Below are 23,934 nucleotides of genomic sequence, written 5' to 3'. Positions count from 1 at the left end.
GTTAGAGGCTGCGTCAATAGGAGGGCGCCGGGCTGTGGACAACCTCGCGGATGTGGATGACCGAACCCGCGTTGTTCGACCTGAGGGGGACCCTTAGGGACCCGTACGCCTGGAGTCTGATACCAAGACGGCCCTGCGGAGTGATGACCGGCGTGGTCAAGGTCACTACCTTCTAAGACGTGACTGTGATCGCGACCGAAAGCCTGAGCAAGCGGTTCCCCCGGGTGACCGCGCTTGACCGGCTCTCCGTGGACGTCGGGCCCGGTGTGACCGGACTCGTCGGAGCCAACGGAGCCGGCAAGTCCACACTGATCAAGATCCTGCTGGGTCTGTCCCCCGCCACCGAGGGCCGCGCCGAAGTGCTCGGACTCGATGTCGCCACCAAGGGAGCCGCCATCCGCGAGCGGGTCGGCTACATGCCGGAGCACGACTGCCTGCCGCCCGACGTCTCGGCCACCGAGTTCGTCGTGCACATGGCGCGCATGTCCGGTCTGCCGCCCACCGCCGCGCGCGAGCGCACCGCGGACACCCTGCGGCACGTCGGGCTGTACGAGGAGCGTTACCGGCCCATCGGCGGCTACTCCACCGGCATGAAGCAGCGCGTGAAACTCGCGCAGGCCCTCGTGCACGACCCGCAACTGGTCCTGCTGGACGAGCCGACCAACGGCCTCGACCCGGTCGGCCGCGACGAGATGCTCGGCCTGATCCGCCGCATCTACACCGACTTCGGCATCTCCGTCCTGGTCACCTCCCACCTGCTGGGCGAGCTGGAGCGCACCTGCGACCACGTGGTCGTCGTCGACGGCGGCAAACTCCTGCGCTCCAGCTCCACCACCGACTTCACCCAGATCACGACCACCCTCGCGATCGAGGTCACCGACACCGACGAGCACCCGGACGGCACCCGCGTGGTGCGCGACGCGCTCCAGGCGCGCGGGATGGACATCCTCGACAGCGGCGCGGGCCTGCCGGGCGCCGGCCACGTGCTGCTGCTCACCGCGCAGGGCGAGGAGACGTACGACCTGGTCCGCGACGTGGTCGCCGACCTCGGCCTCGGCCTGGTGCGCATGGAGCAGCGCCGGCACCACATCTCCGAGGTCTTCACGAACGAGGACGAGCAGCGGAAGGAGGCGGTCGGCCATGGCGGTTGAGCAGCCCATGCGGACACCGGTGGCACCCTCGGGTGACCAGACCCGCATTCACAACATCGGCTACCGCTCCTACGACGGCCCGCGCCTGGGCCGCTCCTACGCGACCCGCTCCCTCTACTCGCAGTCCCTGCGCGGCGCCTACGGCCTCGGCCGCTCGGTCAAGTCCAAAGTGCTGCCCATGCTGCTGTTCGTGGTGATGTGCGTGCCCGCGGCCATCATGGTCGCCGTCGCGGTCGCCACCAAGGCCAAGGACCTGCCGCTCGACTACACGCGCTACGCGATCGTCATGCAGGCCGTCATCAGCCTGTACGTCGCCTCGCAGGCACCGCAGTCCGTCTCCCGCGACCTGCGCTTCAAGACCGTACCGCTGTACTTCTCGCGGCCCATCGAGACCGCCGACTACGTACGCGCCAAGTTCGCGTCCCTGGCATCGGCGCTGTTCATCCTCACCGCCGCCCCGCTGCTGGTGCTCTACGTGGGCGCCCTGCTGGCCAAGCTCGACTTCACCGACCAGACCAAGGGATTCGCACAGGGGCTGGTCTCCGTGGCACTGCTCTCGCTGCTCTTCGCCGGCCTCGGCCTCGTCATCGCGTCGGTCACTCCACGCCGTGGCTTCGGTATCGCCGCCGTGATCGCCGTCCTGACCATCTCCTACGGCGCGGTCTCCACGCTCCAGGCCATCGCCCAAGCGCAGGACAGCACCGGATCCATCGCCTGGATCGGCCTGTTCTCGCCCGTCACGCTCATCGACGGAGTGCAGTCCGCGTTCCTGGGCGCGAGCTCGGCGTTCCCCGGAGGGGTCGGCCCGACGAACGGGGAGGGCGTGGTCTACGTCCTCGTCACCCTCGGCCTGATCGCCGCCTGCTACGGCCTCATGATGCGCCGCTACCGAAAGGCCGGACTGTGACCACGCTCAACATCGACCACGTCTCGCGCTGGTTCGGCAACGTGGTCGCCGTCAACGACATCACCATGACCATCGGCCCCGGCGTCACCGGCCTGCTCGGTCCCAACGGCGCCGGCAAGTCCACCCTCATCAACATGATGGGCGGCTTCCTGGCCCCCTCCACCGGCACCGTCACCCTCGACGGCCAGCAGGTGTGGCGCAACGAGAACATCTACAAGCACATCGGCATCGTCCCCGAGCGCGAGGCGATGTACGACTTCCTCACCGGGCGCGAATTCGTCGTCGCCAACGCCGAGTTGCACGGCCTGGGCGCCAAGGCGGCCCAGAGGTCGCTGGCCACGGTCGAGATGGAGTACGCGCAGGACCGCAAGATCTCGACGTACTCCAAGGGCATGCGCCAGCGCGTGAAGATGGCCAGCGCGCTCGTCCACGACCCCTCGCTGCTCCTGCTGGACGAGCCCTTCAACGGCATGGACCCGCGCCAGCGCATGCAGCTCATGGACCTGCTCAGGCGCATGGGCGACGAGGGCCGCACCGTGCTGTTCTCGTCGCACATCCTCGAAGAGGTCGAACAACTCGCCCGGCACATCGAGGTGGTGGTCGCCGGACGGCACGCGGCCAGCGGTGACTTCCGCAAGATCCGCCGCCTGATGACCGACCGCCCGCACCGCTACCTGGTGCGTTCCAGCGACGACCGTGCCCTCGCGGCCGCGCTGATCGCCGACCCGTCCACGTCCGGAATCGAAGTCGACCTCGCGGAGGGCGCGTTGCGCATCCAGGCCGTCGACTTCGGCCGCTTCACGGCCCTGTTGCCGAAAGTGGCCAGGGACCACGGCATCCGCCTGCTCACGGTCTCGCCGTCCGACGAGTCCCTCGAGTCCGTCTTCTCGTATCTCGTCGCGGCGTAGGAGGCCAAGATGTACGACCCCACAGTCGCCCGACTCACCTATCGCGCCCTGCTCGGCCGGCGTCGGGCCCTCATCCTGGGCGCGCTGCCCCTGCTGCTGATCGCGATCTCCGTCGTGGTGCGCGGCCTGGCAGGCGCCGACGACCAGACGGCGTCCGACCTGCTGGGCGGGCTCGCGCTCGCCACCATGGTGCCGATCATCGGCGTCATCGCCGGCACGGGCGCGATCGGCCCGGAGATCGACGACGGCTCCGTGGTCTACCTGCTGTCCAAGCCGATCAAACGGCCGACGATCATCTTCACCAAGCTGATCGTCGCGATCGCCGTGACGATGGTGTTCTCCGCGGTACCCACCCTGATCGCGGGCCTCATCCTGAACGGCAACGGCCAGCAGATCGCCGTCGCCTACACGGTGGCCGCGCTGGTCGCCTCCATCGCGTACGCGGCACTCTTCCTGCTGCTCGGCACGGTGTCCCGGCACGCGGTCGTGTTCGGTCTCGTCTACGCGCTCGTCTGGGAGGCCCTGTTCGGCTCCCTGGTGGCCGGGGCGCGCACGCTCAGCGTCCAGCAGTGGTCGCTGGCCGTGGCCCAGAAGGTCGCCGGCGGGGACCTGGTGACCTCCGACGTCGGGCTGACGACGGCGACGGTCCTGCTGGTCGCCGTCACCGTGTCGGCGACCTGGTACGCGGGGCAGAAACTGCGCTCGCTGACGCTCGCGGGCGAGGAGTAGGAGTAGAGGCCCAGCTTATTGACGGGGGCTTCACCTCAGTCCGGGCACACTGGGCAAAAGCGGGCGCACGGCTGGGAGGACGGGGATGGCGGACGAGGCGTCACAGGACGACAGTCGCGGACAATCCGGGAACGACGCTTGGGACGACCTCGTCCTGGACGAGGACTTCATACGGTCCGCCGAGACCGCCGAGCCGTCCGCACGAGCCCGGATGCTCGCCGAGCGCTGGCGCAAGGAGAAACCCGAACCACAGCCGTGGCGTTCCGACGAGCCGCCCGCGGGATGGTTCTTCAGCAAGCGTCGGCGCAGGTGGCGGCGGCGCTGAGGGAGTCCGGAGCCGCCGGTTAATCGGTGGCACCGAACACGGCGTACGGGCACAGTGGTTGGTGTCCAGGACGCCGGATGGAACCGGCGCCACGTACTGGGGAGGAGTTCGGCGATGTCCATGCACGACAGTCCGTCGAGCTCCCCGCAGGGCAGCCCGCGGCGGACTCCGGAGTAGTTGCACCTCCGTCGATTCCGCCTCATACGGGGAGCTGCCCGGGGCGGCCGCTTCGAGCACGTGGCGCACTGCGCTCACGTGAGGCCGCCCACCCGGAGGATTGGCCGAGTGGTAAGGCACCGGCTCGCGCTGTGTTCAATCAAACGCGAGTCGTGGTCGGGGGCAACCCCGCGCACGTTCGATCCGTGCATCCTCCGCAGGAACGCGAGGTGTCCCTGCCTCGCAGGAACACCCGCGCTCAGCCCAGCAACCGCTCCAGCACGACCGCGATCCCGTCCTCCTCGTTCGAGGAGGTCACCTCGTTCGCCACGGCCTTCAGCTCCTCGTGGGCGTTGCCCATCGCCACGCCGTAGGAGGACCAGGCGAACATCGGGATGTCGTTGGGCATGTCGCCGAAAGCGATCGTGTCGGCGGCCTTCATGCCCAGGCGGCGGGCCGCCAGGGACAGTCCCGTCGCCTTGGAGAGGCCGAGGGGGAGGAGCTCGACGATGCCCGCGCCGGCCATCGCGACACTGACGAAGCCGCCGGCGGCCTGGCGGGAGGCCTCGGCCAACTGGTCGTCCGTCAGCGTGGGGTGCTGTATGTAGATCTTGTTCAGCGGGGCGGTCCACAGGTCGGCCGCGTCCGTGAAGGGTGTCGAGGGGAGCTTGCCGGTGACCGCGTAACCGGGGCCGACCAGCACCTCGCCCTCCAGGCCGTCCCGGCTCGCCGCGAGGTACAGCGGGCCGACCTCCGCCTCGATCTTGGCGAGTGCCACCCCGGCCAGCTGCCGGTCCAGCGTCACCGAGGTCAGCAGGCGGTGCTCACCGGCGTCGTACACCTGGGCACCCTGGGCGCAGACGGCGAGGCCGTCGTAGCCGAGGTCGTCGAGGATGTGCCGCGTCCACGGGGCCGAGCGGCCCGTCACGACGATGTGGGCGGCGCCCGCCGCGGTGGCCGCGGCGAGCGCCTCACGGGTGCGCTGCGAGACCGACTCGTCGGAACCCAGAAGCGTTCCGTCGAGGTCGGTCGCGATCAGGCGGTAGGGAAACCCCGGTGCGGCGGAGGTACTCACTTGGCGACCGGCTCCAGGATCTCCCGGCCGCCCAGGTACGGGCGGAGCACCTCGGGGACCCGGACGGAGCCGTCGGCCTGCTGGTGGTTCTCCAGGATCGCCACGATCGTGCGCGGTACGGCGCACAGCGTGCCGTTCAGCGTCGCCAGCGGCTTGACCCGCTTGCCGTCACGGACGCGGATCGACAGGCGGCGGGACTGGTACTCGGTGCAGTCCGAGGTCGAGGTCAGCTCGCGGTACTTGCCCTGCGTCGGGATCCACGCCTCGCAGTCGAACTTGCGGGCGGCCGAGGAGCCGAGGTCGGCGGAGGCGACGTCGATGACCCGGAACGGCAGTTCCAGCGACGTCAGCCACTGCTTCTCCCACTCCAGCAGACGCTGGTGCTCGGCCTGTGAGTCCGCCGGGTCGACGTACGAGAACATCTCGACCTTGTCGAACTGGTGGACGCGGAAGATGCCGCGGGTGTCCTTGCCGTGCGAGCCGGCCTCGCGGCGGAAGCAGGGCGAGAAGCCCGCGTAGCGCAGCGGGAGACGGTCGGCGTCGATGATCTCGTCCATGTGGTACGCCGCGAGCGCGACCTCGGACGTGCCGACCAGGTAGAGGTCGTCCTTGTCGAGGTGGTAGACGTCCTGGGCCGCCTGGCCGAGGAAGCCGGTGCCGGCCATCGACTGGGGGCGGACCAGCGCGGGCGTCAGCATCGGCGTGAAGCCGGCCGCCGTGGCCTGCGCGATCGCCGCGTTCACCAGGGCGAGCTCCAGCAGCGCGCCGATACCGGTGAGGAAGTAGAAGCGCGAGCCGGAGACCTTGGCGCCCCGCTCGACGTCGATCGCGCCGAGGGTCGTGCCGAGCTCCAGGTGGTCCTTGGGCTCGAAGCCCTCGGCGCCGAAGTCGCGGATCGTGCCGTGCGTCTCCAGCGTGACGAAGTCCTCCTCGCCGCCCACGGGCACCTCGGGGTGCACGAGGTTGCTGAGCTGGAGGGCGAGTTCCTGGGTCTCGGTGTCGGCCGCGTCGCGTTCGGCGTCGGCGGCCTTGACGTCGGCGGCGAGCTGGCTCGCCTTCTTCAGCAGCTCGGCCTTCTCGTCCCCGGAGGCCTTGGGGATGAGCTTGCCGAGGGCCTTCTGCTCGGCACGCAGCTCGTCGAAGCGGACGCCGGACGACCTGCGCCGCTCGTCGGCAGACAGGAGAGCGTCGACGAGCGCGACGTCCTCTCCACGGGCGCGCTGCGACGCACGCACACGGTCGGGGTCCTCACGGAGCAGGCGAAGGTCAATCACGTGGCCAAGGCTACCGGTGCGGGGTGACGCCTCACGACTCACTATTCCGGGCCACCCCGAATCGCGGCTTACGTTCCGTTATGAGGCAATTGCCGATCGTGTCAATAAAAAGTGTCCCACTCCCCGGGACGGGGCATGCGACGGGCGCCGGGTTGACCCGACTTCCTTGCGGGGAACGGGACTTGGTCGGCCTCCGTCCACAGAAATCCACAGCGCCGAAAAGTTATCCACAGGCTGTGCGAAAGATCTGTGGATGCCGGAATGGATCATTCCGAGTCGGGCGTGGGGGAGAGGAATTCCCGTCCCAAACCGGCGTCACACCCACTTTCGGGTGGATATGCGTCGCCCCAAAGGATGGACCAAGGGAAACGGGTGGACGAAGAGTGACCTACGGGACTGTGGACGAACTTGGGCGCCGTAGGGCGATTTGTCGACTGAGTGGCGCTTGGATGTCGACTTGTCCCCAGGTCGAGAAGCCTGCCTGTGGATAACTCCTGTGGATAACTAAAATATGCAGGTAGGAGCGGTCGGAAACGTCCTAGAAACGTCCGTCCTGGCATCGCGCCACCCAGTCCGCCGCCGACACGAACTCGTCGTCCGAGGTCCCCGGGAACGGAGCGCGTACGTCCGCCACGTCCACGTCCGCGCGCGGGTACGAGCCGAGGAAGCGCACCTGGAGGCAGATCCGCTTGAGCCCCGTCAGCGCCTCGGCGACCCGGCGGTCGGAGATGTGGCCCTCGGCGTCGATGCAGAAGCAGTAGTTGCCGATGCCCGCACCGGTGGGCCGGGACTGCAGCAGCATCAGGTTGATGCCCCGCGTGGCGAACTCGCCGAGCAGGTCGCGCAGGCCGCCGGGGTGGTCGTCGCGCTGCCACAGCACGACGGACGTCTTGTCCGCGCCGGTGCGCGCCGCGGGCCGGGCGGGCCGGCCGACCAGCACGAACCGGGTCTGGGCGTTCTCCGCGTCGTGGATCCCGGTCTCCAGCGCCTCAAGGCCGTACCGGGCGGCCGCGAACTCGCCCGCGAAGGCGGCGTCGTACTGGCCCTCCTGGACCAGGCGGGCGGCGTCCGCGTTGGAGGCGGCCGACTCCCAGTGGACGTCGGGGAGGTTCTTCTTGAGCCAGTTGCGCACCTGCGGCTGGGCGGCCGGATGCGCGGAGACCGTCTTGATGTCCGACAGCTCGGTGCCCGGCCGGACCAGCAGCGCGAAGGTGATCGACAGCAGCACCTCGCGGTAGATCATCAGCGGCGCACCGGCGACCAGCTCGTCGAGCGTGGTCGTGATGCCGCCCTCGACCGAGTTCTCGATCGGCACGAACGCGGCCTCGGCCTCACCGAGGCGCACCGCGTCGAGCGCGGACTGCACGGACACGTACGGGATCAACTGCCGGGTGGCCGCCTCGGGAAGCTGCCGCAGGGCGACTTCGGTGAAGGTGCCCTCAGGGCCGAGATACGCATAGCTCGCTGGCATGACCTCACCCTAATGGGCCTTGCGGAGCACAGCGCATGCATCTCAGGACAGCCACTCCGCAGGGCGAGCAAGGTCATCCCTCCAGCAGGCCCTGCCCCACGTACTCCCCCTCCGCAGCCCCGCCCGGCACCGCGAACAGGCCGCTCGCCTCGTGACGGATGAACCGGGACAGGGCGTCGCCCCGGTCGAGCTTGCGCTGTACGGGGACGAAGCCGCGCAGGGGGTCGGCCTGCCAGCAGACGAAGAGGAGGCCGGCGTCGGGGACCCCGTCGCCGTCGAAGCCGTCGTGGTACGAGAACGGGCGCCGGAGCATCGCCGCGCCCCCGTTCTGGTCGGGCCGCGTGATGCGGGCATGGGCGTTGATCGGGACGACCAGGTTGCCCTTGGCGTCGGTCTTCTCCAGGTCCATGTCGGTCGTCTCGGTGCCTCCGGACAGCGCCGCCCCGTCCGACTTGCGGCGCCCGATGACGTCCTCCTGGGCCGTGACCGGGAGCCTCTCCCAGTCGTCGAGGAGCATGCGGATGCGCCGTACGACGGCGTAGGAGCCGTTCCCCATCCACGACGGGTCGTTCGAGCCGGAGGAAGGCACGAAGATCCGCCGGTCGAAGTCGGACTCGGCCGGCTTCGGGTTGCGGGTGCCGTCGATCTGGCCCATCAGGTTGCGGGCCGTCATGGGATGGGACGTGGCGCCCGGCGAGCGGTTGAAGCCGTTCATCTGCCAGCGGACGCGGGCCGCGCTGCCCGCTTCCTTCTGGATGGCGCGCAGGGCGTGGAAGGCGACCAGCGCGTCGTTGGCGCCGATCTGCACCCACAGGTCGCCGTCACTGCGCTTCTTGTCGAGGTGGTCCGAGGAGAAGTCGGGCAGTGGGTCCAGGGAGGCCGGGCGCTGCTTCTCCAGGCCGGTGCGGGCGAAGAAGCTGTGCCCGAATCCGAAGGTGACCGTCAGCGAGGACGGGCCGGCGTCCCGGGCGACGTCCGTGTCGTCCTGGGCCGCCGCCTCGCCCGCCATCAGCCGCTGTGCCGTCCACGACCAGCGGCGCAACAGTGCGGCGGCCTCCTTGCGGCCGGCGCCCGCCGCCAGGTCGAAGGCGACGAGGTGACCGCGGGCCTGCAGACCCTCGGTGATGCCGGGCTGATGTTTCCCGTGAAACATCACCTGGTCGGCGCCCACGGAGGTGAGCGGCGTGGCCTCGGCCGGACGCGCGGTGTATCCGACGGCCCCGCCGGCCGCCCCGAGGACGAGCCCGGTGGCGCCGGCGGTGCTCAGCAGCTTCCGCCGCGAAAGACCTTCCCCGGAGGGGGCCTGTTCGAAGGCGCCCCCTTCGAGAGCGGGAGTGCGGGCCTCCGGGATGGACTGGTCAGGCATGGTGTCGTTCAGCCGATCTGCGTGTTCTTGGAGACGGTCGTCTGGTCGATGTCGGAGGTCCGCACGGTCACCGCGACCTCCCAGTCGCCCGCCATGGGGATCTGCACTCCGTTCGCCGCCCAGTGCCCGGTGGTGATGTGGTCGGGGACGACGGGCAGGGGGCCGATGTTTTTGGCCTTCAGGGTGAAGGCGACCTTCACCTCCGGGACGTCGAAGGCACGCCCGTTGGGCCGCTCCACATAGACGTGCATCTCGTTGGCGCCCACGCGCGCGGGGTCGAGATCGATACGTATGACGCCCTTGCCGTCCTCGCCGCCGGTGTCGAACGACATGTCCAGGGTGACCGCCCCGGACGAGGAGGTGGACGAGGAGGAGGACGTGGCCGCCTTGGCCGCCTCCTCCGTACGCCCGGGTTCGGTCTGTGTCAGCACGGTGGTGACGGCAAGCAGGACGACGGCGACACCGGCCTCGGCGAGCACCGAGCGGCGCAGCCCGAACCGGTGCGGGTCGGCGTCCCGTTCCCGCTTCTGCCGTGCCGTGTCCATCGCGGCCCGCTGCCGGGCGAGCTGCGCGGCACGCTTGGAGTCACCGGCGTCCTCGGCCGCCCCGGCGCCGCCCTTGGTGTCCCCGGCGCCGGCGGTGACCCGCTCCTTCTCGGGCGCCTGACTGCTGCGCCGGACCGCGGCGTCCGCCAGCTGTGCCGTCCACCGCCGCGAGATGTACGCGACGCCGACGAGGAGGGCCACGAGCCCGATCTTGACGAGCAGCAGCTGTCCGTACCGGGTGTCGGTGAACGCCGACCAGGAGCCGAGCTGGCGCCAGGACTGGTAGGTCCCGGTCAGGACCAGGGCGACGACGCTGCCGAAGGCGACGGTCGAGAAACGCCGTACGGCGGCCGTGTCGACGGGCGTGTCCGCGGGTGCCCGGTACAGCGCGACGAGGAGGGCGGTGAGGCCGCCGAGCCAGGCCGCGACCGCCAGCAGGTGGACGACGTCGACCGGCATCGCGATCCCGGACTGGAGTCCCACCGAGGCGTGCTCGGACATCGCCCAGCTCGCGGCGATCCCGGCGGCGACCACGGTCCCGCCGATGGCGAGCCCGAAGGTCAGGTCCCGCTTCTCGTCCTCCTCGCGCTTGTCGTACGCCCCGAAGAGCACCGCGATGAACAGCGCGGCCGCGGCGAGCAGCAGCAGCCGGGACACCAGTGCCGCGCCCGTCTTGGTCTGGAGCACCTGGCCGAGCAGGTCGAGGTCGAAGATGTCGCCGACCTTGCCGGAGCCGGTGTAGGAGCCGCGCAGAAGCAGCAGCGCGAGCGTGGCCGCGGTGAGCGTGAGCCAGCCGGAGACGACGAGCCGCTGTACGGCCCGTACGCCGGAGCCGGGCTGCCAGCAGGCCAGGACGAAGGCCGCCCCGCCGACCAGGACGACGAACCCGGCGTACGACAGGTAGCGCCCGAATCCGTACAGCCAGCCGACGACCCCGCCGCCCGCGGTCTCACCGGACACCGAGACGGAGGTCGACGAGGGGGCGCCGACGGAGAAGGTGAAGGCACCGGCGACGGGATGGCTGTCCGCGGACACGACCTGGTAGGTGACGGTGTAGGTGCCGTCGGGCAGGCCGCTGAGCAGCTGGACGGCGTACGTCGTGCCGCTCACGTTGGAGGGCTTGCCGCGCTGGACGGGCTTGCCCTTGGGGTCGAGCACGCGCAGCGAGTCGGCGGACGTCGAGACCTGCTCGGAGAAGGTCAGGGAGACCTGGGTGGGTGCCTTGTCGACCACCACACCCTGCCGCGGGTCGCTGCCGGTCAGCGCGGCGTGCGCGGAGGCCGGGGCCGCCCCGGCCAGGAGCAGCCCGGCCGCGGCCAGGAGCAGCAGCACCAGGGTCCGGACGCGAGGAGTGATGGTCGGCGTCAAGGTGATCCCTCCGTCAGTGTCCGGTTTTCGGGATGTACGTCGCCGACTTGACCGGCATCTCGACGACGACCGGGTCGGACTTGGCGAAGTGCAGTTCGACGGAGACCGTCTGGCCCTGTTCGGGCTTGTGCTTCAGCTTGTCGAACATCAGATGGTTGTCACCGCTTTTGAACGCGAGTTGACCATGGGCGGGGATGGAGAACCGGGTGATCTCCTCCATCGCGCCCCCGACCGTCCTGTGCATGGTGACCTCGCCGATGTCACTGGTCACCGAGGTCAGCTCGGCCTTCGTACCGCTGTCGTTGACGATCGTCAGATAGCCGGCCGCCATGTCGGCGGAGACCGGCTGCGGCATGTAGGCGCCGGACACGGAGACGTCGCCCCCGGTGTCGGAGCCGGAGTCCGAGCCGCAGCCGGCCAGGACCAGGGCACCGGTCAGCATCGCGGCGGGCACGGTGAGGGGCCTCACGGCTTCTCGCCCTTCACGAGCTTGGGGAGGTCCTTGGTGTAGTCGTCGACCGTGGCGTCCTCGCCGTAGAGCACGTATCCGGCGTCGGTCTTCGGGGAGAAGGCGACGACCTGGGTGCCGTGCACGGAGACGGCCTTGCCGTTCTTGTCCTTGTGCGTCGGCTCGATGGAGATGCCGAGGGTGCGGGCGCCGGCCTGGATGGTGGGGAAGTCGCCGGTCAGGCCGACGAACTGGGTGTCGATGCCCTTGAGCCACTTGCCGAGCTCGGCGGGGGTGTCCCGGTCCGGGTCGGTGGTGACGAACACGACGCGCAGCTCGTCCTGTTCGGACTTGGGCAGTGACTTCTTGGCGACGGCGATGTTGTTCATCGTCAGCGGGCAGATGTCGGGGCAGTGCGTGTAGCCGAAGTAGATGAGGGTCGGCCTGCCCGCGGTCTCCTTGCGGAGGTCGTACGACTTGCCCCGGGTGTCGGTGAGGACCAGGTCCGGCTTCTCGAACGGCTGGTCGAGGACGGTGGCGGCCTTGTCCGCGCCCGCCTCCTCCGAGACGACGGAGACCGGCGAGCCACTGTCGTCACCGCTGCCGCACGCGGAGAGGGTCAGGCTGGCGGCGGCGAGCAGTGCGGCCGCGGCGAACGTCTTCTTGCGCATAGAAAAATGTCCCAGATGTGATGGTGCCGGACGGCACCGGGGTCGCACAGGAGCCGTGCGAACCCCGGTACCGGGCCGGACGGGTGGACCTCAGGCGTCGGTGCGCCGGCGCCCGGCGAGCACGCCGTACGCCACGCCGACCACGCCGATGACGATGCCGACCACGCCCAGGACGCGGGCGGTCGTGTCGCTGCTGTCGGTGGAGGCCGCGGTATCCGCGGCGGCGGCCTCGGCGTCGGAGGCTTCCTCGGTCGCGTCGTCGGTGGCCGCGGAGCCGTGCGCGTGCCCGTCCTCGGCGGCGGCGGACAGCGCCAGCACGGGCGCCGGGTTCTCGGGCTCCTCCGCCCCCTCCTGCTGCTCCTCGATCCAGCGGACGACCTCCTTGTTGGAATACGTCTGGATCGCCTTGAAGACCAGCTCGTCGGCGTCCTCGGGCAGTGCGCCGACGGAGACGGGGAACTTCTCGAAGTAGCCGGGCTCGATGCCCTTGCCGTCGGCGGTCCACGTGACCTTGGTGACGGCCTCGGTGATCTGCTTGCCGTGCAGTTCGACGGGCTTGTCGAGCTTGGACCTGGTGACCTTGATGTCCCAGCCGGCCATCGGCTCCGGCATCACGGAGGCGAGCGGGTGGTCGGTCGGGAAGTTGACCTCGAGCTTGGTGGTCGAGGCGTCGTCGCGCTCGTTGGGGACCTTGAAGTCGACGACCGCGTAACCACCCTTGGCGGCGGTGCCCTCGGGCTGCACGCTGACGTGCGCGAACGCGGGCGAGGACAGGACGACGACGGCAGAGGCGGCGACGGCGCCGACGGCGGCGAGGCGAGAGGCCTTCATGGGGAGCACTCCACTCCGAGAGGTTTTCCGGGGTTTCCGGTGATGAAGAGGGGTACGCGGGCGCGTGCGTCAGCGATCACCCGTCGAAGGGCGGACGCTCGCAAGCACGGGTACACGCGCGTGCCGCACGACGGCGGCCCTCCCCACGGTCCTCAGGAGAGGAGTCCTCAAAAAGGAGCCCTCGGAAAGGAGCCCTCAAAGAGGGGTCCTCAAAAGGAGGCGGAGCACGGGGCGCGTCGCGTCAGGCGGCGAGGAAGAGCGCGTCGGCGGCCGGAGGGCCCCGCCGGATCAGCGTGTGCTGGAGTGCGGTGGTGCGGGGGGCGGGCGGCGCGAGCAGGGCGGTGGGCGGGATGCGCGGACCGGCCTCGGGCGCGCCCGGCAGTCCGGCACGCAGGGCGCGTACCAGCGCGAGCGCCCCGCGCAGGGACCGGACGAGTGCCCCCTCGGCGACCGACTGCGCCGACGGTGCGGACATCTCGACGAGCCGCGACAGGGCCATGTCCCCCCGGCGCAACAGCCATCCCGCGGCCAGGCCCGCGAGGACGTGGCCGAGCAGCATCGGCAGCGACGGCAGCAGCGACATGGTGGACCCCGCCGCGGTGGACAAGGCGTCCGCAGGGTGGTGCGTCGTCGTAGCCGTAGGAGCGCCCGCGCCCGGGTAGAGCCGGGCGTCGACGAGGATCTTGTGGGCCTGCGCGGGGCTGATCGCCGCCGCGGTGGTCCCGCAGACGAGCCGTGCGGCCTGCTCGACCAGGGAGGCGTCGGACACCGACGAGGCCGTCGTGGCCGTACCCGCCGCCGCGGCGGCCGTCGTCCCGTGCTGCCCCAGCCCGAACAGCACGTGCAGCACGGTCTGTCCGACCGCGAGCAGCGCGGCTATGCCCGGCAGCGACCGCTCGCGTCCGGTGAGCGGTGCCACGACCAGGACGGCCCCCAGGAAACCCGCGCCCAGTGTCCACAGCGGAACCGTGGCGCAGGAGGCGAGGGCGTGTCCGGCCGCGGCCAGCACGACACAGACCGCGGCGAACACCGCGGCCCGCAGCACCCGGAGGTCGCCTCCGGCACGCGCCGTACGTGGGTGGGGGGCAGTCATGGCGGGCTCATCATCGCACTGGCCTGATGACCGCCATACGGCAGGTCCACAAGATGACGTACGCGGTGTACGGCCGGAAGGTCACGTTCTGCCACAAGGCGCCCCACATACACCGATGGCCGTCGTCGGCACATCCCCCATATGGGCGGCATCACGTCAACTGTGTGCTTACACCGGTGCACTCGCGGCAATACGTAACGGTATGTCGAGCCGCGGCCTGGAGGCTGGAGCATGAGCATCTGGTGGTCACTCCATCTGCGCCGCGAGGCCGCGAGCGTTCCGCTCGCCCGGCGGCTGCTGCTCGGCACCATGGAGACGGCGGGTGTCGATCCCGACATCTCCTACGACCTCTCCCTGGCGCTCAGCGAGGCCTGCGCGAACGCCGTGGAACACGGCGGGGACGGCGGGCACGAGGGTCCCTCGCAGGCGTACCGCGTCACCGCCTACCTCGACGGCGAGAAGTGCCGTATCGAGGTCGCCGACTCGGGCCCCGGCTTCTCCGCCACCCGGCCCCGCCCGTCGGCCCGCCCGGTGCCGGTGGAGGACGAGAACGGCCGCGGTCTGTGTCTCATCGAGGAACTCGCCGACCACGTCCACATCGGCAACAAGCCCGGCCGGCGGGGCGCGGTGGTGAGCTTCGACAAGATCCTGAAGTGGAAGAAGGACGCACCGCTGATGGCGGTCTAGCGCGCAGTGGCGCGGTGGGGCATTGGCCCCAACCGCCCGGACCTGCCTGAAGACGCGCGACACGCATTCTCAGCCTGCGCACAGCGTCGGCTCAGGTTCCTGACGGACGTCGTTCCTACGTTCATGGACATGACGGGAAACCACAAAGACACCTCCATCACCCGGCGCCGCGCCCTCGTGGTGACCGGTGGCACGGTCGCGGCCGGCACTCTCGCCGTGGCCGGGTACCAGTCGGCCTTCGCCGACGACGCGACGAGCACCGCCGAGGCCACCGCCACCGCCTCGGCGACCTCCACCAGCAGCGCGTGCATGACCCTGATGTCCAGCGTCACCGAGGGGCCGTACTACCTGGACGGCGCCCTGGTGCGGAAGGACATCACCGAGGGCAAGAGCGGTGTCCCGCTGACCCTGCGCCTCACCGTCGTGGACGCCACCGACGGCTGCACCCCGGTGCCCGGCGCGGCCGTCGAGATCTGGCACTGCGACGCCTGGGGCTACTACTCCGGCTACACCACCGCCAACCCCGGCGGCTCCGCGCCCGCCGAGAGCGAGGACGGCTCGACCGCCGACGACGACACCTACCTGCGCGGCTACCAGATCGCCAACGCCAACGGGGTCGTCAAGTTCGAGACGATCTTCCCGGGCTGGTACACCCCGCGCACCTGCCACATCCACCTCAAGGTGCACACGGGCGGCCAGAAGGAGGACGGCACCTACGAGGGCGGCAAGGTCAACTACACCGGCCAGCTGTTCTTCGCCGACGAGATCGCCGAGGAGATCTTCACGCTGGAGCCGTACGCGAAGCACTCCGGCACCTACACCGAGCTCGCCGACGACATGGTCTACGACGGCGGCGGCGCGTCCAGCGGCCTGCTCACCCTCAAGGCCGTGCACAAGAGCGACCCGTCCAAGGGCTACAAGGGCTCCCTCACCCTCGGTGTCGACCCCGACGCCGAGAACACCGGCGCGGGCGGCGGCGGTGGCGGTACGCCTCCGGACGACGCCCCGACGGGCACCCCGCCCGGCGACGGTGCCTCCCCGTCGGCCACGGCGTCCTCGTAACGCGTGAACAGCCGCGAGGACGACGCGCTGGCCCAGGCCGCCGTGGACGCGCTGACCGGGCAGCTGGCGCTCGCCCCCAAGCCCGGCCTGCCCGACCCCCGTGACCTGGGCGCCCGCAGGACCCGGGTGGACCACCGCGCCCTGCGCTGGTCCGCCAAGGCGCTCGCGCCCGGCCTCGCGGCGATGGCCGCCGCGGCCCGCCGCACGGGCGAGCCCACACCCCGGCTCCGTACCGAACTGGGTGCGATCGGCCGTTGCACCGAGCACTCGGTGGGCCTCGCCGGCGGTGGCCACCGCGGTGCCCTGTGGGCGCTCGGCCTGCTGGTCGCCGCGGCCGCCCTCGACCCCCGTGCCGGGGCGCAGGAGGTGGCCGCGACCGCCAAGCGGATCGCCGCGCACCCCGACCGCCGGGCCCCGCGACGGCCCTCGCGCGGCTCGTCGATCTCGGCGAAGTACGGCGCCGCCGGGGCGCGCGGCGAGGCCCGGGCCGGATTCCCGCACGTTCGGCGGGCGTTGGACGCCCTGGCCGCCGCCCGCTCGGCCGGCGCCGGCGAGGACGAGGCCCGCCTCGACGCCCTGCTCACCGTGATGTCCACCCTCCAGGACACCGAACTCCTGTACACCGCGGGCCCGGTGGGCCTGCGGCACGTCCAGGCGGGCGCCCGCGGGGTCCTGGACGCGGGCGGCACGGCGACGGAGGCGGGCCGCGAAGCCCTGTGCGCCCTCGACGCCGACCTGCACGCGCGCGCGTGGAGTCCGAGGGGGAGTGCGGGACTGCTGGCGGGGGCGCTGTTCCTGGACTCGCTGCCGGTGAGGGTCAGTTCACCGGCGCGGACGGCCTGACGTCCGGCCGGGAGGCATGGGCCCGGCGGGTCGCCGGGCCCATCGCGTACGACGCCACGAGCGTCGCTCCCCCGAGCAGCAGCCACCCCGCCGTCCCCCACCCGAGCAGCAGCGAGGTCAGCACCAGCGGGCCCAGGGTCCGGGCCACGGTCACGCCGGTCCCGAAGAAGCCCTGGTACTCGCCGACGCGGTCGGGCGGGGCCAGCTCGAAGGACAGCTGCCAGGAACCGGCCGACTGCCCCATCTCGGCGCCCACTTGCAACACGGCACCGACGACCAGCGCGGCAACCGCCACCCACGGCGGCGCGCCCGCCGACAGCGCGAAGACCGCGCACGCCGCCAGCATCACCCACCCCGACCGCCGCACCGCGCGCGTGGCCGACGCGACGCCGGTGACCCCGCGCGCCATCCGCACCTGGAACACCATCACCGCCCCGGTGTTGAGCACGAACAGCGCGGAGACCAGCCAGGTGGGAGCGTCCGTGCGCTCCGCGATCCACAGCGGCAGCCCGAGGCTGAGCAACGGCATGCGCAGCAGGAGCACCGTGTTGAGGAGCGTGAGGAGGGCGTACGGACGGTCACGCAGCACTCCGAGATCGCGGCGCTTCCGTCCGCCTTCCAGGCCGCTCGGGCGGCCACCGCCCTGGTTGACCGGCGCCACCGAAGGCAACCGCAGCAACAGCCCCGCACACACCACGAAGCTCACCGCGTCCAACGCGAACACCCCGAGGTACGCCGCCCGCGTCCCGGCGTGCAGCGCGAGCCCGCCCACGCCCGCGCCCACCGCCAGACCGGCGTTCAGCGTCGACTGGAGGTGCGCGAGCAGCCCGGTCCGCTCTCCGGCCGGCACCAGCCCCGCGAGCAGCGCCTGCCGGGCGGCGGCGAGTCCCGACTGGGCGGAGGCGTAGGCGCAGGCCGCCACGACGAACGGCACGAAGTCCCGGACGACCAGGAAGGACGCCACCGCCAGCCCGGTCGCCAGCGCCAGCAGCACGGCCGTACCGCGGGCCCCGCGCCGGTCCGCGAGCCGCCCGAGCGGCACCCCCACCAGCGAGCCGACCGCCCAGGCGACCGTCAGCCCGAGCCCCACGCGCGCGGGGGCGAGATCGACGACGTGGGTGAAGTAGAGCGCCGACGTCACGTAGTAGGCGCCGTCACCGACTGAGTTGGTCAACTGGGCCAGGGCCAGGACGCGTTGCGGCCCCGCGGGCGGGACGAGCGAGTTCGTCATGCAGGCGACACTAGAAGCGCGGTGGACCCCTGAGCAGGCCCAATAGGCAGGCCTTTCAGTGGCCCAATCAAAGGCTGCCGAGCGGCGGGCTCAGTCCGCGTCCAGAAACTTCCTCAGTCCGCGTCCAGCACGTTCCCCAGCGCGCCGAGCGCCTCCGGATACACCCGCTCCCGAGGCGTCCCGTATCCCACGACCAGCCCCTGCGTCCGCCCCTCGACGCCCGGCGTGTGCCAGTGCTCCCCGAGGTGCCCCACGGCGAGCCCCTCCGCCTCCGCGCGCGCCAGAGCCGCCGCCTCGTCGTCGACCTCCACCAGCGCGTGCAGCCCGGCCGCGATCCCGCGTACCCGCCGACGCGCCCCCAGCCGGTCCAGGAGCTGGTCCCGGCGCCGCCGGTACCGCAACCGGCACGCGCGCACGTGACGGTCGTAGGCGTGGCTCTCGATCAGCTCGGCCAGCGCCAACTGCCCGATGGACTCGGTGTGATGGTCGCTGTGCAGTTTGGCGTCGGCGACCGCGTCGACCAGGTCGGGCGGCAGCACCATCCACCCGAGCCGCAGCGCCGGCCCGAGCGTCTTGGAGGCGGTGCCCAGGTACGCCACGTGTCCGGGAGCCATCCCCTGGAGCGCGCCGACGGGCTGCCGGTCGTAGCGGAACTCCCCGTCGTAGTCGTCCTCGACGATCAGTCCTCCACGCGCGCGTGCCCAGTCGGTCAGCGCGCGCCGCCGCTGCGGATGCAGGGTCACCCCGGTCGGGTACTGGTGCGCGGGCGTGACCACGACGGCCGAGGCGTCTCCCAAGTCCTGGACCAGGACGCCCCGTTCGTCCACCCGCACCGGCACCACCCGCCCGCCGCCCCGCCGCACGACCTCCCGGTGGAAGGGCAGCCCGGGATCCTCCATGGCGATGGAGACGCCCTCCAGCACCCGCGTGAGCAGCGAAAGCCCCTGCACGTACCCCGAGGTGACCACGATCCGCTCCGGCGGCGCGATCACCCCGCGCGCCCGCCCCAGGTACCCCGACAGCGCCGTCCGCAGCTCGATCCGCCCGCGCGGATCGCCGTAGTCGTACGCCCGCGAAGGCGCCGTCGCGATGGCGCGCCGCAGCGCCCGCAGCCAGGCCGCCGCCGGAAACGTCCCCACGTCCGGACTCCCCGGCCGCAGATCGAAACGCGGCACACGCGTGCGTGCGGCGGCCTGAGGCGGTGCGGCGTCGACGGAGGGCAGCGGGGCCACCCGGGTACCCGACCCCTGCCGAGCGGTCAGGTACCCCTCGGCGACGAGCTGGTCGTACGCCGCCTTCACGGTGCCCCGGGAGACCCCCAGCTCACCGGCGAGCCGCCGGGTGGCAGGCAACCGCGCCCCGGGCGCCAGCCGCCCGTCCCGCACGGCATCACGCAGGGCACGCTCCAGCCCGGCGCGACGCCCTTCAGTGGCGTCGGCTTCCAGATGCAGGTCCACACCGATGCCGCCAGGGGCGCGGGCTGCGCGACCGGCCACGAACTACCCGCAGCCGAAAATCAGCTCTCTGCTCCCTTGAGGGCCGCCATCCACGCCTCGACCTCATCCGACCGGCGAGGCAGCCCGGCGGACAGGTTCCGGTTGCCGTTCTCCGTCACCAGGATGTCGTCCTCGATCCGCACACCGATCCCCCGGTACTCCTCGGGTACCGTCAGGTCATCGGCCTGGAAGTACAGACCGGGTTCGACGGTGAGCACCATCCCCGGCTCCAGCGTGCCGTCGACGTACGACTCCACGCGCGCGGCAGCGCAGTCATGGACGTCCATGCCGAGCATGTGCCCGGTGCCGTGCAGCGTCCACCGGCGCTGCAGTCCCAGCTCCAGCACCCGCTCGACCGGCCCCTCGACCAGCCCCCACTCCACGAGCCGCTCGGTCAGCACCCGCTGCGCCGCGTCGTGGAAGTCCCGGTACTTCCCGCCGGGCTGCACCGCCGCGATGCCGGCCTCCTGGGCGTCGTACACGGCGTCGTAGATCTGCTTCTGGATCTCGCTGAACCGGCCGTTGACGGGCAGCGTGCGCGTGACGTCGGCGGTGTAGTACGTGTGCGTCTCGACGCCCGCGTCGAGCAGCAGCAGGTCACCGGAGCGCACCGGCCCGTCGTTACGCACCCAGTGCAGCGTGCAGGCGTGCGGACCGGCCGCGGCGATGGTGCCGTAGCCGATGTCGTTGCCCTCCACGCGCGCGCGGAGGAAGAACGTGCCCTCGATGTACCGCTCGGAGGTGGCTTCGGCCCTGTCCAGAACGCGTACGACGTCCTCGAAGCCGCGAACGGTCGAGTCGACCGCCTTCTGCAGTTCGCCGATCTCGAACTCGTCCTTGACCAGCCGCGCCTCGGAGAGGAAGACCCGCAGCTCGGCGTCGCGCTCGGCGGTGACCTTGTCGGTCAGCGCGGCCTCGATACCGGCGTCGTACCCGCGCACGACCCGCACCGGACCGGTGGCCTCGCGCAGCCGGTCGGCCAGCTCGCGCACGTCGGCGGCGGGGATGCCGTACAACTTCTCGGCTTCGGTGAGGGAGTGGCGGCGGCCGACCCACAGCTCGCCGTGGCCGGAGAGCCAGAACTCGCCGTTCTCGCGGTCGGAGCGCGGCAGGAGGTAGATCGTCGCCTTGTGGCCGCCGGCGACGGGCTCCATGACGAGGACGCCGTCCTCCGTCTGGTTGCCCGTGAGGTAGGCGTACTCGACCGAGGCCCGGAAGGCGTACTCGGTGTCGTTGGAGCGGGTCTTCAGGTTGCCCGCGGGGATCACCAGGCGGTCGCCGGGGAAGCGCGCGGAGAGGGCGGCTCGGCGGGCGGCGGTCTCGGCGGCCTGGGCGATCGGCTCCAGGTCACGCAGCTCCGTGTCGGCCCAGCCGGACTTCATGTTCTCGGCCAGCTCGTCGGAGACGCCCGGGTACAGGCCGTTCTTCCGCTGCTTGATCGGCTCTTCGGACTCCGGGGTCTCCGGGGTCTCCGGGGTGAGCTCGTCGGCCACGGTCATCCTCCTCGATACGGCACTGGACCCCCTCCATCGTACGGTCGTACGGAAGGGGGCCCAGGGGCGGAGGACCTGTTACCGACAGCTTCACCGCCGGCTACTCGAAGTGAGCGGCGAGCAGGACCACGTCCTCCTCGGAGTCCGCCTCGTCCCGCCCGTCCGGCAGCACGGTCCGCAGCACGTGGTCGACGATCGCCTCGGGGTCGCGGCGCAGTGCCCTGGGCACGCCGGCCGCCGCCGCGTGCAGCCGGGCGAAGGAGCGGTCGGTGGGGTCGCCGGTGCGGTGCAGCAGCCCGTCGGTGTAGAGCAGAACCGTCTCGCCCGCCTCTGCCTCGAGCTCCACACTCGGCGCTTCCCAGCAGGTGAGCATCCCGAGCGGCGCGGACACGGAGGTCTCCACGAACTCGGTGCGCCGCTCGCCGACCAGCAACGGCGGGCAGTGCCCGGCACCGGCCAGCGTGATCTTGCGCAGCGCGGGCTCGCAGTAGGCGAACAGGGCGGTGGCGGAGCGGGCCGGCTCGGTGAGCCTGAGCAGCAGCTCCAGGTCGGACAGGACGGCGACCGGGTCCTCGCCCTCCATCACGGCGTACGCCCGCAGGGAGGCTCTCAGCCGTCCCATCGCGGCGATCGCGCTGGGCCCGGAACCCGTCACCGAGCCCACGGCGAGGCCGAGCGCGGCGTCCGGCAGCGGCAGCGCGTCGTACCAGTCGCCGCCGCCGTGCGGGCCGGTGCGGTGCCGGGCGGCGAGCCGTACCCCGGCGACGCGGGGGAGCCGGGACGGCAGCAGTTCCTCAGCGATCGTGGCCATGCACGCGCGGGTGCGCTCGACCTCCAGGAGCCGGGCCAGGTGCTCGCCGGCGTAGCGCGCGTACAGGCCGACCAGGTGGCGCTGCCGCTCGGCGGGCTCCGCGGGCTCGTCGTAGAGCCACACGGCGGCGCCGAGCCGGCCGGCCCTCTCGTGGTACGCGTCCGCGGTCAGGGGCAGCGCGTAGCTCGCGGCGTAACCGAGGCGGGCGGCGACTTCGCGGTGCCGCGGGTCGAGTCCGTCCTCCGCGAAGAGGTCGGGCTGGGCGATCTCGCCGTCACCGCCGGGCAGTCCGTCGAGGATGCGGCCGTACGACAGGGAGCTGCGCGGCACGGTCTCGATGTGACCGAGGTCGGCGCGGGCGAGGCCCAGGCCGATGGTGGTGTCGGGGCCGAGTCCGTCGCCCGGTTCCAGCACGACGAGTCCGCGGCGGGCGCCCACCAGGGCGGCTCCCGCCTGCAGCAGTTCCTGCAGGGCGTCGGACAGCGCGTCGGTGCGGGCCAGCCGTTCGGTGAGTTCGTGCAGGGTCGTGAGGTCGGAGACCCAGCCGGCGAGCCGGTCCTGAAGCAGCGCGCCCGGCGCGTTTGGTGAGAGAACTGCCGAGGTACCCGAGACGGCAGGCGCGGGCGCGACAGTGTGGGCTGGCGAGGGAACCGTTGAATCGATTCCAGCCACTTTCGGAGGGTGAGGGGCGTTCATGGCGTCCGGCTTTCCGGCCGGTGCGTATTGCTCAAAAGCATCGCAAACCCCCATGTGATTCTGCGCCGCTAGCAGTGTCTCCACATGTACACGCACTCGTGAGGGGATGTCCAGCATTGTCCTGCCGGGATTCCTGGTGTCCGTGGGTCATCAGTGCAGCACTTGCCAAAAGGCAAAGTTGGCCTAAAACTGACTCGGGTAACGGCGTATTGCGGTCGACTGGCCCTGCTCCACAGAGCGTCACAGCGGTCGTGATGGGTACGTACTCGGAGAAGGCCAGGGGTGGTTCGGAATCACCCGGAACCTGGCGACGGACCCGGGCGTCTTAGCCACCGACGACCGAGCCCCATCCTCCCGCGGCGGAGGCGAAGAGAACCACGCGCGACAGCAAACGCCAGACTTCGCCACCCCACGCCAGGCCCGCGCTTCTGATAGACCGCAGTGTGGGCGAGGCTGCCGCGGACGCAGCTCAACGTTCGGCCCATAGGGGTTCCCCCTGTCTCGGACAGGGGTGTGATGCGCCAACAGGTACGCACAGTGAAGTGATCGACACATGGTGTGATGTGGTCCTCGGTGTTGCCAGCGGTGCAACGGAAAGGAACGAGCGCTCATGCGCGAGATCCTCGGAAAGCGACGCAGGCTCCTGTCCCAGCGCAGCGACGGAAGGCCTGAGTTGATCAGCGCGGCCCTGACCTTCGCGACCAAATGGCAGTGGCCCGTACTCCCGGGCGTGGCGGCCGACCCGCAGGGGCGTGCCCGCTGCGGCTGCCCCGACCCCGAGTGCACGGTGCCCGGTGCCCACCCCTTCGACCCCGGCCTCCTCGCGGCCACCACCGACGAGCGCATGGTGCGCTGGTGGTGGAGCAACCGGCCCACCGCGCCGATCGTCCTGGCCACCGGCGGCGACGCGCCCTGCGCGGTCAGCCTGCCGGCGCTCGCGGCCGCCCGTGCACTCGCGGTGCTCGACCGCACGGGCATGCGCCTCGGCCCGGTCGTCGCCTCGCCCACCCGGTGGGCGCTGCTCGTGAAGCCCTACTCCCTGGAGCAGTTGGGCGAACTGCTGTACGCCAAGGACTTCGTCCCCGGTTCCCTCCGCTTCCACGGCGAGGGTGGCTATCTGGCCCTGCCCCCCTCCGAGACCGGCGACGGTGAGATCCGCTGGGAGCGTGCGCCGCTGCCCGGTTCGGCATCCCCGTGGGTGCCCGACGTGGAGGCCGTGGTGGACGCGGTGGTCGAGGCCCTCACTCGTACGGGTGTGAGCGCGCCCGAGTTGTAGGGGTGTCGGGCGCGGGCGGAA

Annotated in this window: 22 protein-coding genes and 1 tRNA gene; 10 read left to right on the top strand and 13 right to left on the bottom strand. The window is 71.2% G+C overall.

All coding sequences use genetic code 11. The features are described 5' to 3' along the window. Positions 1-185 precede the first annotated feature (185 nt). The 6 genes from ACWBNA_RS16390 (at position 186) to ACWBNA_RS16365 (ending at position 4,394) form a co-directional block, all read left to right on the top strand. Positions 186-1,151, top strand: coding sequence for an ABC transporter ATP-binding protein (locus tag ACWBNA_RS16390; protein ID WP_482705152.1), 966 nt, complete (start codon positions 186-188; stop codon positions 1,149-1,151). After that, positions 1,141-2,058, top strand: a complete 918-nt coding sequence (locus tag ACWBNA_RS16385) for an ABC transporter permease (protein ID WP_482705066.1) — start codon at positions 1,141-1,143, stop codon at positions 2,056-2,058. Before ACWBNA_RS16390 ends, ACWBNA_RS16385 begins: the two co-directional genes overlap by 11 nt. Next, the gene (locus ACWBNA_RS16380) at positions 2,055-2,966 is read left to right on the top strand and encodes an ABC transporter ATP-binding protein (protein ID WP_482705065.1); all 912 of its coding nucleotides are present in this window, start codon (positions 2,055-2,057) and stop codon (positions 2,964-2,966) included. Before ACWBNA_RS16385 ends, ACWBNA_RS16380 begins: the two co-directional genes overlap by 4 nt. Positions 2,967-2,975: 9 nt before the next feature. Next, positions 2,976-3,695: an ABC transporter permease subunit gene (locus ACWBNA_RS16375; protein WP_482705064.1), complete on the top strand. Its 720-nt coding sequence runs from the start codon at positions 2,976-2,978 to the stop codon at positions 3,693-3,695. A gap of 85 nt (positions 3,696-3,780) precedes the next feature. After that, entirely contained in the window at positions 3,781-4,020 is a 240-nt protein-coding gene (locus tag ACWBNA_RS16370) for an SGM_3592 family protein (RefSeq protein WP_482705063.1), read from the top strand. A gap of 271 nt (positions 4,021-4,291) precedes the next feature. Then, positions 4,292-4,394: transfer RNA gene (locus tag ACWBNA_RS16365), tRNA-OTHER, on the top strand. Positions 4,395-4,435: 41 nt separating this feature from the next. On the opposite strand, the gene ACWBNA_RS16360 is transcribed toward ACWBNA_RS16365, so the two are convergent. The 9 genes from ACWBNA_RS16360 to ACWBNA_RS16320 all read right to left on the bottom strand — a co-directional run bounded on the left by ACWBNA_RS16360 (position 4,436) and on the right by ACWBNA_RS16320 (position 14,318). Beyond that, positions 4,436-5,251, bottom strand: coding sequence for an HAD family hydrolase (locus ACWBNA_RS16360; protein WP_482705062.1), 816 nt, complete (start codon positions 5,249-5,251; stop codon positions 4,436-4,438). Further along, entirely contained in the window at positions 5,248-6,525 is a 1,278-nt protein-coding gene (gene serS / locus ACWBNA_RS16355; RefSeq protein WP_482705061.1) for a serine--tRNA ligase, read from the bottom strand. The genes ACWBNA_RS16360 and serS overlap by 4 nt, the downstream gene beginning before the upstream one ends. 538 nt (positions 6,526-7,063) lie before the next feature. Then, on the bottom strand, positions 7,064-7,996 hold the full coding sequence (gene pheA, locus ACWBNA_RS16350; RefSeq protein ID WP_482705060.1) for a prephenate dehydratase: 933 nt from the start codon (positions 7,994-7,996) through the stop codon (positions 7,064-7,066). 73 nt (positions 7,997-8,069) lie between these two features. Then, positions 8,070-9,362, bottom strand: a complete 1,293-nt coding sequence (gene efeB, locus ACWBNA_RS16345; RefSeq protein WP_482705059.1) for an iron uptake transporter deferrochelatase/peroxidase subunit — start codon at positions 9,360-9,362, stop codon at positions 8,070-8,072. 8 nt (positions 9,363-9,370) lie between these two features. Further along, on the bottom strand, positions 9,371-11,275 hold the full coding sequence (locus ACWBNA_RS16340; protein WP_482705058.1) for a copper resistance CopC/CopD family protein: 1,905 nt from the start codon (positions 11,273-11,275) through the stop codon (positions 9,371-9,373). 13 nt (positions 11,276-11,288) lie between these two features. Further along, entirely contained in the window at positions 11,289-11,744 is a 456-nt protein-coding gene (locus ACWBNA_RS16335) for a copper chaperone PCu(A)C (protein WP_482705057.1), read from the bottom strand. Then, positions 11,741-12,394, bottom strand: a complete 654-nt coding sequence (locus tag ACWBNA_RS16330) for an SCO family protein (protein ID WP_482705056.1) — start codon at positions 12,392-12,394, stop codon at positions 11,741-11,743. The genes ACWBNA_RS16335 and ACWBNA_RS16330 overlap by 4 nt, the downstream gene beginning before the upstream one ends. Positions 12,395-12,484: 90 nt before the next feature. Continuing rightward, the gene (locus ACWBNA_RS16325) at positions 12,485-13,225 is read right to left on the bottom strand and encodes a YcnI family copper-binding membrane protein (RefSeq protein ID WP_482705055.1); all 741 of its coding nucleotides are present in this window, start codon (positions 13,223-13,225) and stop codon (positions 12,485-12,487) included. A 241-nt stretch (positions 13,226-13,466) separates the two neighbouring features. Continuing rightward, positions 13,467-14,318 carry a hypothetical protein gene (locus ACWBNA_RS16320; protein WP_482705054.1) on the bottom strand — a complete coding sequence of 284 codons (852 nt, stop codon included), beginning with the start codon at positions 14,316-14,318 and terminating at the stop codon, positions 13,467-13,469. Between the two features lie 231 nt (positions 14,319-14,549). On the opposite strand from ACWBNA_RS16320, the gene ACWBNA_RS16315 reads away from it, so the two are divergent. The 3 genes from ACWBNA_RS16315 (at position 14,550) to ACWBNA_RS16305 (ending at position 16,910) form a co-directional block, all read left to right on the top strand. Then, entirely contained in the window at positions 14,550-15,005 is a 456-nt protein-coding gene (locus ACWBNA_RS16315) for an ATP-binding protein (RefSeq protein ID WP_482705053.1), read from the top strand. A 129-nt stretch (positions 15,006-15,134) separates the two neighbouring features. Further along, positions 15,135-16,067 carry an intradiol ring-cleavage dioxygenase gene (locus tag ACWBNA_RS16310; protein ID WP_482705052.1) on the top strand — a complete coding sequence of 311 codons (933 nt, stop codon included), beginning with the start codon at positions 15,135-15,137 and terminating at the stop codon, positions 16,065-16,067. Between the two features lie 3 nt (positions 16,068-16,070). Beyond that, positions 16,071-16,910 (top strand): triphosphoribosyl-dephospho-CoA synthase, encoded by an 840-nt coding sequence (locus ACWBNA_RS16305; RefSeq protein ID WP_482705051.1) that lies wholly within the window; start codon positions 16,071-16,073, stop codon positions 16,908-16,910. Here ACWBNA_RS16305 and ACWBNA_RS16300 read toward each other — a convergent pair. From ACWBNA_RS16300 to ACWBNA_RS16285, 4 genes are all read right to left on the bottom strand, one after another. Next, positions 16,885-18,141: an MFS transporter gene (locus tag ACWBNA_RS16300; protein WP_482705050.1), complete on the bottom strand. Its 1,257-nt coding sequence runs from the start codon at positions 18,139-18,141 to the stop codon at positions 16,885-16,887. The genes ACWBNA_RS16305 and ACWBNA_RS16300 overlap by 26 nt on opposite strands. Before the next feature lie 113 nt (positions 18,142-18,254). Continuing rightward, a complete protein-coding gene (pdxR, locus tag ACWBNA_RS16295) occupies positions 18,255-19,637 on the bottom strand; it encodes a MocR-like pyridoxine biosynthesis transcription factor PdxR (RefSeq protein WP_482705049.1) in 1,383 nt (460 codons plus the stop codon). 20 nt (positions 19,638-19,657) lie between these two features. Continuing rightward, a complete protein-coding gene (locus ACWBNA_RS16290) occupies positions 19,658-21,136 on the bottom strand; it encodes an aminopeptidase P family protein (RefSeq protein WP_482705048.1) in 1,479 nt (492 codons plus the stop codon). A 94-nt stretch (positions 21,137-21,230) separates the two neighbouring features. Beyond that, positions 21,231-22,754 carry a PP2C family protein-serine/threonine phosphatase gene (locus ACWBNA_RS16285; RefSeq protein WP_482705047.1) on the bottom strand — a complete coding sequence of 508 codons (1,524 nt, stop codon included), beginning with the start codon at positions 22,752-22,754 and terminating at the stop codon, positions 21,231-21,233. 493 nt (positions 22,755-23,247) lie between these two features. Here ACWBNA_RS16285 and ACWBNA_RS16280 point away from each other — a divergent pair, with 493 nt between their 5' ends. Further along, a complete protein-coding gene (locus ACWBNA_RS16280) occupies positions 23,248-23,913 on the top strand; it encodes a bifunctional DNA primase/polymerase (protein ID WP_482705046.1) in 666 nt (221 codons plus the stop codon). The last annotated feature ends 21 nt before the right edge of the window (positions 23,914-23,934 follow it).

The sequence above is a fragment of the Streptomyces sp. Q2 genome (assembly GCF_056820935.1).
Note: the sequence above shows the minus strand (reverse complement) of the source record. Positions and strands in the feature narration are given on the sequence as shown.